Annotated in this window: 12 protein-coding genes and 3 pseudogenes; 1 reads left to right on the plus strand and 14 read right to left on the minus strand. The window is 52.6% G+C overall.

Annotated elements, in window-relative coordinates; translation table 11 throughout:
- Nucleotides 1–8: 8 nt before the first annotated feature.
- The 9 genes and pseudogenes from ATG98_RS16445 to ATG98_RS16485 all read right to left on the minus strand — a co-directional run.
- Nucleotides 9–1,275, minus strand: a pseudogene (locus ATG98_RS16445) (type I restriction-modification system subunit M); the annotation flags it as partial.
- 88 nt (nt 1,276–1,363) lie between these two features.
- Entirely contained in the window at nt 1,364–1,654 is a 291-nt protein-coding gene (locus tag ATG98_RS16450) for a HigA family addiction module antitoxin (RefSeq protein ID WP_081622979.1), read from the minus strand.
- Nucleotides 1,655–1,663: 9 nt separating this feature from the next.
- Entirely contained in the window at nt 1,664–1,882 is a 219-nt protein-coding gene (locus tag ATG98_RS16455) for a type II toxin-antitoxin system RelE/ParE family toxin (protein ID WP_098418185.1), read from the minus strand.
- 68 nt (nt 1,883–1,950) lie between these two features.
- The gene (locus ATG98_RS16460) at nt 1,951–2,238 is read right to left on the minus strand and encodes a HigA family addiction module antitoxin (protein WP_026596149.1); all 288 of its coding nucleotides are present in this window, start codon (nt 2,236–2,238) and stop codon (nt 1,951–1,953) included.
- A gap of 10 nt (nt 2,239–2,248) precedes the next feature.
- Nucleotides 2,249–2,527 carry a type II toxin-antitoxin system RelE/ParE family toxin gene (locus ATG98_RS16465; RefSeq protein ID WP_007349587.1) on the minus strand — a complete coding sequence of 93 codons (279 nt, stop codon included), beginning with the start codon at nt 2,525–2,527 and terminating at the stop codon, nt 2,249–2,251.
- 231 nt (nt 2,528–2,758) lie between these two features.
- A pseudogene (locus ATG98_RS23025) lies at nt 2,759–4,283 on the minus strand (transposase).
- 969 nt (nt 4,284–5,252) lie between these two features.
- Complete coding sequence (locus ATG98_RS16475) at nt 5,253–5,546, minus strand: addiction module antidote protein (protein ID WP_007352669.1); 294 nt, start codon at nt 5,544–5,546, stop codon at nt 5,253–5,255.
- Nucleotides 5,536–5,844, minus strand: a complete 309-nt coding sequence (locus ATG98_RS16480) for a type II toxin-antitoxin system RelE/ParE family toxin (protein WP_036186105.1) — start codon at nt 5,842–5,844, stop codon at nt 5,536–5,538. The genes ATG98_RS16475 and ATG98_RS16480 overlap by 11 nt, the downstream gene beginning before the upstream one ends.
- A 904-nt stretch (nt 5,845–6,748) precedes the next feature.
- A complete protein-coding gene (locus ATG98_RS16485) occupies nt 6,749–7,114 on the minus strand; it encodes a hypothetical protein (RefSeq protein WP_098423861.1) in 366 nt (121 codons plus the stop codon).
- Nucleotides 7,115–8,169: 1,055 nt separating this feature from the next.
- On the opposite strand from ATG98_RS16485, the gene ltrA reads away from it, so the two are divergent.
- A complete protein-coding gene (gene ltrA / locus ATG98_RS16495) occupies nt 8,170–9,504 on the plus strand; it encodes a group II intron reverse transcriptase/maturase (protein WP_098423862.1) in 1,335 nt (444 codons plus the stop codon).
- Between the two features lie 110 nt (nt 9,505–9,614).
- Here ltrA and ATG98_RS16500 read toward each other — a convergent pair whose 3' ends face one another.
- From ATG98_RS16500 to ATG98_RS22870, 5 genes and pseudogenes are all read right to left on the minus strand, one after another.
- The gene (locus ATG98_RS16500; protein WP_218925885.1) at nt 9,615–9,974 is read right to left on the minus strand and encodes a hypothetical protein; all 360 of its coding nucleotides are present in this window, start codon (nt 9,972–9,974) and stop codon (nt 9,615–9,617) included.
- A gap of 303 nt (nt 9,975–10,277) precedes the next feature.
- The gene (locus tag ATG98_RS21635; RefSeq protein ID WP_143751485.1) at nt 10,278–10,559 is read right to left on the minus strand and encodes a hypothetical protein; all 282 of its coding nucleotides are present in this window, start codon (nt 10,557–10,559) and stop codon (nt 10,278–10,280) included.
- A 218-nt stretch (nt 10,560–10,777) separates the two neighbouring features.
- Nucleotides 10,778–11,464, minus strand: a complete 687-nt coding sequence (locus tag ATG98_RS16505; RefSeq protein ID WP_098423863.1) for an NrdJb — start codon at nt 11,462–11,464, stop codon at nt 10,778–10,780.
- Nucleotides 11,465–11,491: 27 nt separating this feature from the next.
- Nucleotides 11,492–14,530, minus strand: coding sequence for an LAGLIDADG family homing endonuclease (locus ATG98_RS16510; RefSeq protein WP_323807761.1), 3,039 nt, complete (start codon nt 14,528–14,530; stop codon nt 11,492–11,494).
- A pseudogene (locus ATG98_RS22870) lies at nt 14,507–14,755 on the minus strand (ribonucleoside-diphosphate reductase, adenosylcobalamin-dependent); the annotation flags it as partial. The gene ATG98_RS16510 and the pseudogene ATG98_RS22870, both read right to left, overlap by 24 nt.
- Between the last annotated feature and the right edge of the window lie 105 nt (nt 14,756–14,860).

Genomic DNA, 14,860 nt, shown 5'->3' on the forward strand with positions numbered 1-14,860 from the left:
GTCTTCTGTCAGACGGGCGGCAGGTTCAGCTCTTTTAGATATTGATTGTGCGCCTTCGCGGCCTTATTCATCCGCTCATCTATCTCGGCAAGTTCGGCGTGGACGTCTGCAAGTTTGATTTCGGTTTCTGGCTTTGCAGTGCTGACGTAGCGCTCTTCTTCCTTGCGGTATTGATAGAAGTCGACAATCTGGTCGATATTCTCCGGTCGCAAGTAATTTTGACGCTTGCCTTTTTCAAAGTGCTCACTGGCGTTGATAAAGAGCACGTCATCGGGTTTTTTGCATTTTTTCAGGACCAGAATGCACACGGGTATGCCAGTGGAGAAAAACAGGTTGGACGGTCGGCCAATCACGGTGTCGATGTGGCCGTCCTTGAGCAACTTGGCACGGATGCGTGCTTCTGCGCCACCGCTGAACAATACGCCGTGGGGCAAAATGATTGCCATGGTGCCTTCGTCGCCAAGAAAGTGAAAACCATGCAGCAAAAAGGCGAAATCCGCCGCTGATTTTGGGGCTAGGCCGTGGCTTTTAAAGCGAAAGTCTTCGCCTAGGGCGTTATTGGGCTCCCAGCGGTAGCTGAACGGCGGATTCGCCACTACCGCATCGCATTGCAGTTTTTTGGCCAGATTCATTTCGTTGAGCAAATCCCAGTCATTCACCAAGGTATCACTGTGGTGTATTTCGAACTCGGTATCCTTCATCCCGTGCAGCAGCATATTCATGCGCGCCAGGTTGTAGGTGGTGATGTTCTTTTCCTGACCATAAATCATGCCGATGCCGTGCGGGCCCATCTGACTGCGCACGTTTAGCAACAAGGAACCGGAGCCACACGCGAAATCAAGCACCCGATTGAGGGGTATAAAACTCGCCCGCTTTCTTACCAGAGCCGGCGGCAAACTGGCCGATCAGGTATTCGTAGGCATCGCCCAGCACATCGCTGTCGGTAGAGAAGTGCGCGATGCCCTCGGCGATTTTGGTAATGATGGTGCAGAGCTTTTTGTTCCGGTCGGTCGATTGTTTGCCGAGCTTTTCGGAGTGGAGGTTAATTTCCGAAAACAAGCCCTGGAAGGTGCTGGCAAAGGATTCGTTTTCAATGTGTTTGAAGCCGCGCGCCAGGGTTTGCAACAGCTCCGCGTCCTGCGTGCGCGCCAGCTCGGCGATGCTGCTCCACAGGTAATCCGGGTGGATGACATAGTGCATCTTCCGACGCATCTGCTTTTCAAACGCGGGTATGTCGTCGACGTTGTCCTGATACCACAGAGACAGCGGTGCAGAACGGAGGTAATGCCTTTGGAGTAAGCAAACAGAATAATCTTCAGCAAGATGGCCGGATCGTAGGCCAGGCGGCCGGTGCAGCCGATTGTTACGCACTTGTTGACACCAACGGTGAAATTTCAACCAAAGGACGGTGCGAAGACAGGTCGTGAGCTGACTGCAGGCTTAGCCAAAATTCGGGGGACATGTTGAACGCCTTTGCGAACAACCAGGCTGTCTCGGGGGTTATTCCTCTTTTGCCGCGGACTATCTCGTTTACACGCTGAACAGAAATACCCAGATGCTCAGCTAAGGCGGTTTGACTCAACCCTAAAGGCTCAAGGAACTCCTTTATCAAAATAATGCCGGGATGTGTACTTACTCTGTGAGTTGGAATCATGGGGACACCTCAGTGATAGTCAACGATCTTAACGTCGTGGGCTCCGGCGCCTTGCCATCGAAAAACGATACGCCATTGAGAATTGACACGAATACTATAGAAGCCAACGTAGTCTCCCTTCAGAGCCTCCAACCGATTGCCTGGCGGAGATCGGAGCTCCTCCAATGACCCGACAGCATTCAGAATATCGAGCTTATAGAGCGCCGGCTCTTTGACATCGCTCGCCATCACCTGTGACAAAGCCGCAGCGAAGCGGAGGGTTCGGCATCCGGTGCATGGCCTGGTTATGTGCTGCTCTAGGCAGCGACAAGCTTCTTAACCTTGAGCTCTTTACGGTGCTGCTCAGCATGCCAGAGTTCATATTGAGACTGCTGGTTCAGCCAACTTTCTGCCGAGGTATCAAACGCGATAGAAAGCCGAATAGCCATTTCGGGACTAATACCAGCCTTGCCGTTCAGCACGGCGCTCAGAGTTTTGCGGCTTACCCCCAATGCTTCTGCGGCAGCCGTTACAGACAAGCCAAGGGGTTCCAGACAAAGCTCTCGCAAGACTTCGCCCGGGTGGGGAGGGTTGTGCATCAACATCGGCGGTACCTCAGTGGTAATCTTCGTAATTCACTATCTCGGCATCTCCGTCCTCAAACCAGAACGTCACTCGCCAGTTACCACTGACCGTCACTGACCAAATTCCGGTGCGATTCCCCGAGAGCTCGTGCAGTCGAAGGCCTGGTAAGTCCATATCATTAACGTCTGACGCTGCATTTAGCCTACCGAGAATAAGCCGAAGCCTCTTTGCATGAGCGGCCTGAATCCCTGCGGTGCTGCCGGACTTGAAGAATTTAGCCAAGCCCTTGTGTTTGAAGCTTCGAATCATTCCTTGAATGTACCCCGTAACGTATCGGGTGTCAAAAGTACATAACGAGGCTGTAGAAAAACCCTTTTTAGAGCCAAATCCGCAGCCGCTTTGTTGTTTTTCGCACCCTGCGATCAACTGGCGTAAATTTGATCATTTGCTGGCAACACCACAGCATTATTGATATCCGGCGCTGAACACTCTACACATGGCCGTCTGTGACCTATATCTGGCCACATCCTAGCCCCGGTTTCATGCCGCTAACTGCCCATAATTCGCCAGCTTCTCAATGTTGTGGACCAAGCAATACAACTGCCACTGACCCTGCACTTTTTTCTTAGTTCGCAGGCTGAAGCGATTCAGACGTTTGTTGCTGCCGATGTTGCCGAACACGGGCTCAACCACGGACATGCGATGACCGTAAATCGCTTTGCCTTGCTGGCTATCGACTCGGTGTTTCATCCAGTCGGTATACGTTGGGCCGCGCCTGAGCTCCAGGGTGTAGGAGACCTGTCTCCCTTTTCCCTTGTGGTGATCTGCTGAGCTGGAGTTTTGCATGCATTGATGTTTTTTTGGACAATGGCGACACTGCAATAACCGGCCTTGGAAGCGGGCTCTGGGTACGCCATTTTGGTCGGTTCGGGTGCCTTCGTGGCGCAGGGATTCTCCGGCGGGACAGATGCACGTCATCGTAACCGGGTCGAACTGGAAGTAACCGTTGATCTGACGTTCATACAGGTACTTCATATTGGGTTTACTCGTCTCATCCATGAGACTCGCCCTTCGGGCCAGCCTGCGGCTGGTCAAATTTACTCCAGATAAATTTGTCGTTGGCGAAGCCGGTGTCGGCGGTCACTATCGCGCCGGTTTGATAGATGTTGTCGGCAATGCCGAGCTTTTTAAAACGACGCTGAACCGTCTCCAACACCGGCTTTAACGTGTGATGTTCCTGGCCTTCACCGAAGGCTTGAGCATCGATGATAATCTGGTGTTTTTTGTCCACCGTAGCCACGCCGTTATAGCCTTGAATCGTGCCTTTGCTGGTAGTCATCTTGCCGCTTTCGTTATCGGTGATGTTGCTCTTCACTTCTTTGGGCCGTTTCCCTGGCCCATCCTTGGGCTGTTTGTCTTTAGGAAACGGTCCACTTTTTTCATCGACTCATCCAGAGAGAGCACGGTTTTCGCGCGTCGAATATCTCTATCCAGTTCGGCTTCCGTCTCCGCCTCATCCCGCTCATGATGCTCATGCAGGTGGTGGCGAATCAGTCGCTTCAGCTTATCCCGTTTTTCGCTCAGCTCTTTAAAGGTGCCAGACCATTCCTTCGCCGCGTCTGATGACATTTTGCAGCCGTCGATGGCAAACAACTCGTTGCCCAAAAGGCCCTGTTCATGGCACACCAGCAGTATTTGCTCGAACAGTTCTTCAATCTCATCGGCGTGCTGGCTGACGAACTTAGCCAGGGCGGTGAAGTGCGGGACGGTGATTGCAGGGCAGTGCTTTAAAGATGATGTTGGTCTCGCAGCACCACTGGATCTCGCGGCTGGAGGTGATGCCTTTGGAATAAGCAAACAGTATGATCTTCAGCAAGATGGCCGGATCGTAGGCCAAGCGGCCGGTGTCGTCGTTGCGATATTTCGGGTGAAAAACCGTCAGATCCAGCTTGTGCTCAATCAGGTAATGAACGGCGTGTTCAAAAGTGTCGGGCTGGAGTTGTTCTCGGTAGTTGATGACGACCATCGTATCTTGGTCGTAGTTGTAGTGCTTGAAACGAGGCATACCGACGGCTCCTTGTCTGTTTTCTCAATACTACCAAAATCGGTCCGACTTGGGGTTTTTCTACAGCGACAGCCTCAACGCCTGCAACAACTGCACTTAGGATTGGCGCTGCTTTTGCCGGCTTTTATTTTTGCAAAAACAGCGACAAGACTAAAGTGTCAGATTGCTTGCACTTGTGTACGCCCAGCATGGGCATGAACTAATGGGGTGAAAGTCCCCTGTGGGAAGATCACCGTTCAGCCGGTTTTACCGATTGAACGCTAACCACTAGCGAATGGCAAGGGCCAACCCGCGAGGTGCGGTCTCCGGAACGCCGGCCGGAAGTAAGCCGCTAGCAAAGCTGCGAGCTGATGAACAAGAACATCATATGAGGCGTAGGCCGGAGGCGAGTTGGCACAAGCCGACGGGGCGGCCTCCCGCGAAGCCGCGTGATCTAACGGCCACCGTAAATGATGCAGTTGCGCAGTGACAGTGCATGTTCTTATTTGGGGCGGTCCGACGCTTCGGGATCTGTTCAACGAGCGATCGGTCAATTACCAGTCAGGCCACTGGTCGATCAAGCCTGGGCGCAGCCGTTGCCATCGGCGGTTGCGAGCGAACAAGGTGGACACCGATAGCGCCGATAGGGGTAACCCCGCCGGTGATTGAGCAGAAGTCAGCAGACGGCATAGTAGCCAAACGCCCATCGTAATGGTTGGGACAGGGTGAAGGCCTGAACCCGAAAATCAATGAGGAGCCTGTGCCGCTGCCCGATTCCATGTCCGACCGGACTGAGGAACGTTGGCGCAAAATCAGAAGCCATCATTGGGGTAGGAGGAGGTAATCGGCCATCTTACTCTGAACGTTTTCGGGAAACGCCCTGTGCGGACCCGCCGGTCCGACGCATCGGTGCAGGGTGTTGTGGAGGCTGAGGGTTAAAAACCCTCGGCTACCCGATTAGACGTCTGTGTTTTATAATGGAAGTGGAGCCTACGCTGCTGGCTTGACATGGAGTTGCAACCCTAGCGCCTTAGCAACTTTCAGCACGGTACTTAGCTGCGGGTTGCCTTCAGCCGACAGCGCTTTGTATAAACTTTCACGCCCTAGTCCCGTTTCCCGCGCCAGTTCAGCCATACCTTTGGCCCGCGCAATATCTCCGAGCGCCATTGCGATAAAAGCAGCATCTCCGTCGCTTTCTTCAATAGCCGCCTCCAGATATGCAGCCATCTCTTCGGTCGTACGAAGGTGCATTGCCACATCATAGTCATGAAGTTTAATTGTCATTGCCTAACTCCAAGCCCTTTACTAATTCATAGGCCAGTTCAATATCATCAGCTTGGCTAGACTTATCCCCGCCACAGAGCAGGACAATCAGCACGTCGTCCCAGTCTGTGTAATAAACCCGATATCCAGGCCCCAAGTCGATTTTCAGCTCCGACACGCCATGCTTGAGATTCCGATGCTTGCCCGGATTACCCAAGGCCAAGCGCTGGATGCGCGTCTGTATTCGGGCACGACCGCTAATGTCCTTTAAGCGGTCCAGCCATTTCGTGAACTGGGTGGTGGTCTGAATCCTTTTCATTTGGGCATTGTATCTCATGGGATACGTTTTGCAAGCCAATTCTTAGGCCTGAAGGTAAGAGTGTGGATAGCAGTCTAACGCTCGGCTTTGCGGCGTGCCGGAGCGCAGCGTAGGCGCGTCCGACAACAGCCGCTTGTGTGCGGTGTACGCCCAGCATGGGCATGAACTAATGGGGTGAAAGTCCCCTGTGGGAAGATCACCGTTCAGCCGGTTTTACTCGATTGAACGCTAACCACTAGCGAATGGCAAGGGCCAACCCGCGAGGCGCCGTCTCCGGAACGCCGGCCGGAAGTAAGCCGCTAGCAAAGCTGCGAGCTGATGAACAAGAACATCATATGAGGCGTAGGCCGGAGGCGAGTTGGCACAAGCCGACGGGGCGGCCTCCCGCGAAGCCGCGTGATCTAACGGCCACCGTAAATGATGCAGTTGCGCAGTGACAGTGCATGTTCTTATTTGGGGCGGTCCGACGCTTCGGGATCTGTTCAACGAGCGATCGGTCAATTACCAGTCAGGCCACTGGTCGATCAAGCCTGGGCGCAGCCGTTGCCATCGGCGGTTGCGAGCGAACAAGGTGGACACCGATAGCGCCGATAGGGGTAACCCCGCCGGTGATTGAGCAGAAGTCAGCAGACGGCATAGTAGCCAAACGCCCATCGTAATGGTTGGGACAGGGTGAAGGCCTGAACCCGAAAATCAATGAGGAGCCTGTGCCGCTGCCCGATTCCATGTCCGACCGGACTGAGGAACGTTGGCGCAAAATCAGAAGCCATCATTGGGGTAGGAGGAGGTAATCGGCCATCTTACTCTGAACGTTTTCGGGAAACGCCCTGTGCGGACCCGCCGGTCCGACGCATCGGTGCAGGGTGTTGTGGGGGCTGGGGGTTAAATACCCCCGGCTACCCGATTAAATTATTGCTAGGATTGACCAAAATGACATTAAAGCCACCACAAATAGGCTTAGTATCCCAAGATAAAGTAGTGGGGTTTTCGTCTTTTTGAGCTGAAGCTCCACGTATGCGTGCTCGACTATTTGACGCCTCGTCTTCTGCGAGTTTTCTCTCAGCTCCAAAATCTCGGTTGGGAAATAGTGCGCACCTACATCAATGGCTCGAAATGAGATGTATATTGAAATCACGCTGGCAGCAAGGGCTATGTAGTTATTGCCTATACCAGCACAACCAACCGCTAGCCCGAACGCGAGAGTGCCCACCACTACCTCAAGATGCACCTCCCAACTTCGTAATTTTTTTACAAGCTGCTCTCGATCCACATTCTACTCCTCAAGCTAGACCTGTTTGCCGTAAATTTAACGCGAAGCTTAGCGGCGCCCTTGTAATGGAGGCGAAGCCGCAATGAAAAGGGCGTCCGGCGGCCGTAGGCCGCGTACTACAGCGACTGGTTAGCTGGGGGCAACTGTGAAACCTGAGCCCTGGCAACCAACACGGTGGCCTACTCCGCCGCCCTTGCACCGGAAACCGCCGATGCACTGTGATTGAAACTACCGCTAATGATGCGGTGAACGAACCTGAACCTGAGATTAGCAGATCCGGAACCAGATTTTCGTGGACGGCCCCACACGGCAAACACCGTTTTCTATATCAACACCGCGACCGATTGAGCTGCCAGCAAGACGCGGATTCCGACGGCCTTGGCGATGACGGAACTGCCGGTTTTGCTACAAACTTTCGGCCAAGGCCACTGGCACACAGCCACCAAAAAAGACCGAGGCACTACCAGCTAACGCTTGCAGCAGGGGCGCGACTTTGGGAGCGTCCCTTGCCTGCACTTGTGTACGCCCAGCATGGGCATGAACTAATGGGGTGAAAGTCCCCTGTGGGAAGATCACCGTTCAGCCGGTTTTACCGATTGAACGCTAACCACTAGCGAATGGCAAGGGCCAACCCGCGAGGCGCGGTCTGGAGGAAGCCGCTAGCAAAGCTGCGAGCTGATGAACAAGAACATCATATGAGGCGTAGGCCGGAGGCGAGTTGGCACAAGACGACGAAGCCGCGTGATCTGACGGCCACCGTAAATGATGCAGTTGTGCAGTGAAAGTTCATGTTCTTATCTGGGGCGGTCCGACGCATCGGGATCTGCTCAACGAGCGATCGGTCAATTACCAGTCAGGCCACTGGTCGATCAAGCCTAGGCGCAGCCGTTGCCATCGGCGGTTGCGAGCGAACGAGGTGGACACCGATAGCGCCGATGGGGGCAATCCCGCCGGTGATTGAGCAGAAGTCAGCAGACGGCATAGTAGCCAAACGCCCATCGTAATGGTTGGGACACGGTGAAGGCCTGAACACTTAGTTGAATAAAGGAGGAGCCATGACAGACTTGAACACACGAACACCGTCCGGTGATGACGTGATTCAGCGTATGGATATGAAGCCAGCCTTTAGCGAAGATCTACTCGGACAAGCGTTGCAACCTGAAAACCTTCAGGCGGCATGGAAACGCGTTCGAGCCAATAAAGGGGCGGCTGGCATCGACGGGATGACCGTTGATGAGTTCCCCTCTTGGGCAAGGTGTGGCCGTTGGAAAGAGGTTGTTGAGGAACTGGAAACAGGTCTCTATTATCCCTTTCCGGTCAGACGTGTTGAAATAGATAAACCTGATGGCGGCAAACGCCAATTAGGGATACCCACGGTCACTGATCGTGTTATTCAGCAAGCCATTGCCCAAATACTAACTCCCATCTTCGATCCAGACTTCTCGAACAATAGCTTCGGGTTCCGTCCAAGTCGTAATGGGCAGCAAGCGGTTAAGCAGGTTCAAGGCATCATCAAAACGGGTCGCCGTTTTTCTGTTGATGTTGACCTGTCTAAGTTCTTTGATCGAGTTAACCATGATTTACTGATGACGTACCTTGGCTACAAAGTGAAGGATAAACGGCTTCTTAAATTGATTAAGCGTTATCTCCGAGCTGGGGTTATCGATAACCAGCTCTATAGTGAAAGTCATGAGGGTGTTCCTCAAGGTGGGCCTCTTTCGCCATTATTGGCGAACATCATGCTCGACCCACTAGACAAAGAACTTGAGAAGCGAGGCCACAAATTCGCCCGATACGCAGACGACTTTACGATCTTAGTAAAGAGTAAGCGTGCAGGCGAACGTGTACTTCATAGTATCAGTAAATACCTGCAATGCCGTTTGAAATTGATCGTTAACACGATCAAAAGCCGCGTCGTTAAAACCAATGATAGCAAGTTCTTGGGATTCACTTTCCGAGCAGGGAACATTCATTGGCACCCGAATACGTTGAACAAGTTCAAACAACAAGTTCGGAAACTAACGAATCGCAACTGGGGTGTATCAATGCGATACCAACTCTTCAAGCTGAGCCAGTACCTACGTGGCTGGATCAATTACTTTGGTATCGCCAAAGGCTATCAACTCTGTGTCGATCTAGATCAATGGATTCGGCGCAGGGTCAGAATGGCTTACTGGCGACAGTGGCGCAAGCCACGAACCAAGGTAAGAAACTTGATGAGACGAGGTGTGCATGTGCAGTCAGCAGTTGCGTGTGGCATTACCAGCAAAGGGCCATGGCGTAGCGCTAAAACTCCAGGGATCAATCAAGCATTGTCTTTAAAATATTTGAAATCTGAGGGGCTTTATTCGTTGCGTGATGGTTGGATCAAGCTTCACTACCCTAAGTGAAACGCCCTGTGCGGACCCGCATGCAGGGTGTTGTGGGGGCTGAGGGTTAGATACCCTCGGCTACCCGATTATGTGATGGTTGCACTTCATAGTTGAAATTCAGTTTGAATTTACCAGTTCAGTTCTTCTTTTGAAGCTTTACTCTGTTCGTTATACATCATAAGAATGGTGTTGTAATTACACATACCTATATTACAATATTGATCAATTACGCCATCAAGTAACTTCCTATTTTTCACTTTTCTTAGTTTTTTAAAGGAATTTAGTTCTTCTTTTTCCATCATTCTGAGAGTAGAAGGATCTCCCATTCCGATTTGGCTATATGTTTGTTTTACGCTAACCGTTATCTGAGCTATAACATTAGCTTTTTCATCTTCTGTACCCTTGAAATCTAAAGGGTGGATTAAGCTCGAAGCACTGCTGCTTAGTGGCAACATCATAGCTAATACGAGAGTTGTAAACCTGCTCATTATTTTCTCCTTAATTTGAGCTATAAAAACATAACGCCTTGCTCACTGGAGAGTATGTTGGCGATATTTTTGCGTCTTTTCTTTTGCAAAAATAGCAACAGCTGTATCGATTCCAGTGCAGCAACATGTTAGTACTCATTTTCCATAACACATAAATTTACAGATTAAATCTGGTTGTCGCTTCTCGTCGGTTTCGGCCATATAAGCACGAAACATGAAATTTTCACCTTCACTAGAAATCGAACAAGAATAATAACTTGCTTCCTTACCTCCTGCTATCTCAAAGCCAGAATATGCGCAAAATTAAAAGTTCTTGGAAATATAACTTTTAGGAAGAAATGCTATACAACCACTTTCATTTTTTACACCAGTGGTTGACATGGGATTTTTCTTAATTGCCACACCGCGCTCTTTCAGCCAGCAAGTAGATGAGTCAATGCTTAACTCTGTTACTTCTGCCGATACGTACCCTAGAGGTAAGGAACAAAAAAATAATACAATAAGAATTTTAGATATTTTCACGATACCACCTTGAGTACTAACAGCGTATTGGGCAGCGCCCTTCATTATTGAATCATCTGACATCTTCGTTTTCACCCATCACGATTACGCAGCTTCCAATCGACTCACTCATAAAACTAGCCAAAAAACAGCAAAATACCAGCCTAACGTCGTCAAAATTCGTAATATCACAACGCAATAACGAAGCTGCCACGCGATTACCAAAAGTACTCGGCCACCATCCAAAAAAAAGGCCCGAAGCAAAACCCCGGGCCTTTTTATCACTTCACCAAGTCATTACCTCAACCACACTTACTATCACCACAATTCAAACAAGTCGCACAGCCATCCATCACAATCACCGCTTTAGTGCTGCACTTGCCGCACATAGTGGCGTTGGGTGGGAAGTCACCGGACGTGTCGTCGTTGGTGGCTTTGCTCTGATTGGCTTCAAAATCAGCCCGTTTTTCAGCGAGGATGCGTTTGGTGGTTTCGCTCATTTCTTCGCTTTCCAGCAGGCCCACGGCCTTCAGGTGCTTTTCAATCACGGCGCCAATTTCGGCGACCAGTGAGGGCATGAACACGCCGCCTTTTTTGAAGTAGCCGCCGTTGGGGTCGTATACCGAACGCAGTTCTTCCACCAGGAAGGTCAGGTCGCCGCCTTTGCGGAATACCGCAGAGATGACGCGGGTGAGGGCGATAACCCACTGGAAGTGTTCCATCGACTTGGAGTTGATGAACACTTCGTAGGGCTGACGGCTTTCGTGGTCGGTGTCTTCGTTCAGCAGAATGTCATTAATAGTAATGTACATTGCGTGCTCCGCCACCGGCGGTTTGATTTTGTAGGTGGTGCCCAACAAAAACTCTGGCCGCTCGATGTATTCGTTCATCTTAACGAGCGTGCTTTCTGCAGCCGGCGCGGGCTGGTTGTTTTCGTCGGCTTTGGTTACCCGATAACCGACGATTTTGTTGCTAATTTTTACTGTCATGTCTGTATTCCTGTGTCGGTTTTCGGATCAATACTTGCCGTAAGTGCCTTCTTTCAATGCATCAAACAGGTTGGCGGCGGAGTGGATTTCGCCGTCGTAATCAACCTGCTCGTTACCCTTCAGTTTTACTTTGGTGCCATCGTCCAGGGTGAATTCGTAGACGGTGTTTTCCAAATCGGATTCTTTAACCAGTACGCCCTGGAAAGCTTCTGCGTTGAAGCGGAAGGTGGTGCAACCTTTCAGGCCTTTGTCGAAGGCGTACAGGTAAATGTCTTTGAAGTTCTTGTAGGGGAAGTCGGTCGGCACGTTGGCGGTTTTGGAGATAGACGAATCTATCCACAACTGGGCTGCGGCCTGGATGTCTACGTGCTGGGCCGGGGTTACGTCATCTGATGTGGTGAAGTAATCCGGCAGTTTTTTATCAGCGTCGTCTGAGAACGGCATGGCGCCCGGGTTGCTCAGGTGGCGGTAGGCCAGCAATTCGAAGGAGAACACGTCGACTTTCTCTTTGGTTTTACGGCCTTCGCGAATGATGTTGCGGGCGTAATGGTGCGAGAAGCTTGGCTCTATGCCGTTACTGGCGTTGTTGGCCAGTGACAAGCTGATAGTGCCGGTGGGCGCGATGGAGGTGTGGTGGGTAAAGCGGCCACCTTTCTCGGCCAGTTGTGCCACCAGCTCCGGTTCTACTTCAGCGATGCGCTGCATATAGCGGCTGTACTTGGCGTGCAGCACGCGGCCCTTGAGCTTGTCGCCCAGGTTGTAGCCGTCGGCTTTCAGCTGCGGGCACTTGCCCAGCATTTTCGGGGTGATTTCGAACTCGTCGTCCATAATCGGCGCCGCGCCTTTTTCTGCGCCCAGGGCCAGGGACTGGCGCCAGCCTTCTACGGCCATTTCACGTACGACGTCTTCGGTGAACACCACGGATTCTTCAGAACCGTAAGGCATACGCAGCATGGCAAGGGTGGAACCCAGGCCCAGAATGCCCATGCCGTGACGGCGCTTGTAGGTAATTTCGTGGCGTTGCTGTGCCAGTGGCAGGCCGTTGATTTCCACAACGTTGTCTAACATGCGGGTGAAGATGCCGACGACTTTTTTGTACTTTTCATAGTTGAAGCTGGCTTTGTCGGTGAACGGGTAGTCCACGAACATGGTCAGGTTTACCGAGCCTAGCAGGCAGCTGCCGTAAGGGGGCAGGGGCTGTTCGCCGCAGTTGTGGGCGTGAAAACCGTTGGCATCGAAGGTATTGATACCGGGAACCTGCACGTCGTAAACGGCTTCGACAGACGCTGTTTCTACAGCAGTAACGCGGGCTACGAAGCGCTCACGATTCATTTGCCGCTTGTAGCTGGACAGTGACGTTTCAAGCTGACTCTGTTTGTCGGTGTCGGCAAAACCCACTTCATCAGCAAAGCGGCGAAGGTTCTCTCCGCTTATGACCAGTTCGTGCTGGGGCTGGGTGGGGTAAGCCTGTTGTCCGCCTTTGCCGTTCGGCAGGGTAGCGGTTGAGGCGACGCGCCGGTCTTCGTAAATGCTGGCAACGATGCCAAGGCGTAACAGCATGCGCTGGGTTGCCTTCAATCTTTGCAGGTCAGACTGTGCCAGGCGAACACTCACGCCTTTTTGCTGGGTGCCCTGTACAGAACCGTCGGCGTCGAAAAAGCCCCGCAGAAAGCCGCGATAAGCCGCTGAAGATGCTTTTTCAAGACTTGCGGTAATAATTTTATTACCCGGGCTCATGCCTACGTCGTGTGCAAGCTGTTTCAGGGCAGCGGTGCTCATGCGGTATTCGTTACGGCCGCTGACTTGCTGCCAGCCGTTAAAATCAGCGCGGTGGGGCAGGCTGCGCAGGGCTGTTTCAGCCGCCTGCATGATGGCGCTGTGGCCGGTGGCTGCCGGGCCGCCGTTAACGGCGATGGCGGGTTGCCATACCGACAGAACGGCTTTGTCTTGCTTCAGAGTGCCGTCACCGACCAGCAAGCCCAGTAAATAGCCTTGGTCTTCATTCAGGGTGCCTTCCCAGTCGGCCAGCTTACGCTGATCTTGAAGGAGTACGCGGTCGCCCTGTTGCAGTTCACCAGCGGCACACCATTCGGTTTCTGTGCGATAGCGGGTGAAAGCACTCACGCGGCGCACACGGTGATCAGCTGTCAGCTTGAGTTCGTAGCCTTCTGCAGTTTTCAGCACCATCGTTGCTTTGTCGGCGGTTTTGAAGAAGCCTTCGGCGCCGGATTCGTGGGCCTGACCGTCCACCATGGCGGTGAAGGGCTTGCCAATCAACTCGCTGACCTGGCGTGGGCCTTGGCTGGTCTGAACCCAGGTGTCACTGGTCACGCACGGGTTGGTGGCGCGGATGTCCTCGCAGAACCAGTTGTTGTTCATCTGGTTTACTTTGTCGATCAGGATGAAACCTGGCTCGGCGTAGTCGTAGGTGGAGGTCATGATGGTGTCCCAGATGAACCGGGCTTTCAGGGTGCGGTAAATGCGGCAGGCTACTTTGCCTTCGGCGTTCATTACGTAGTCTTTTACTACCGGGAAGTCACGGTATACAAACTTGGCCGGGTCGGTCAGGTCCAGGCCTTCTTCTTCCACTTCTTTATCGGTCACCGGGAAGGACAGGTCCCAGTCTGCGTCGTCACGTACGGCGTTAATGAAGTCTTCGGTGATCAGCAGTGACAGGTTGAACTGGCGCAGGCGGCCATCTTCACGCTTGGCCTGAATGAAGTCGATGATGTCTGGGTGGTGAATGTCAAAGGTGGCCATTTGAGCGCCGCGACGGCCACCGGCTGATGACACGGTGAAGCACATACGGTCGAAGATATCCATGAACGACAGCGGGCCGGATGTGGTGGCACCGGCGCCAGCGACGTACGCACCGCGGGGACGCAGGGTAGAGAATTCATAACCGATACCACAGCCGGCTTTAAGGGTCAGGCCTGCTTCGTGGTTTTTCCCCAGAATGTCGTTCATGGAGTCGTTAATGTTGCCACTAACGGTGCAGTTGATGGTAGAGGTGGCAGGCTTGTGAGCCTGTGCGCCCGCGTTGGAAATAATGCGACCGGCAGGAATAGCACCGTGTTTCAGGGCCCAGGCAAAGTCTTTGTAGTGCTTGGCGCGCAGGTCTTTGTTTTCGACTTCCGACAGAGCGCGGGCTACGCGCTCGTAGGTGGCCAGAATGTCTTTGTCGACGGCTTCGCCGGTTTTGGTTTTCAGCTGGTACTTGCTGTTCCAGATGTCGAGTGATGCGTCTTGCATCGGAATGGTTGTGACTAATGCCTGTGCTTTAGCGTTCATTGCCGCCCTCGAACTGTGTGTGTCGGGAAAAAAAGCGCCGCCGTGTGCGGTGCGCCATGTCAGTGCTTTATCAGTACTTTCGCCAGGCGCTCGTGCTGGGCGCCT

The sequence above is a fragment of the Marinobacter sp. LV10R520-4 genome, assembly GCF_002563815.1.
Lineage (GTDB): Bacteria > Pseudomonadota > Gammaproteobacteria > Pseudomonadales > Oleiphilaceae > Marinobacter.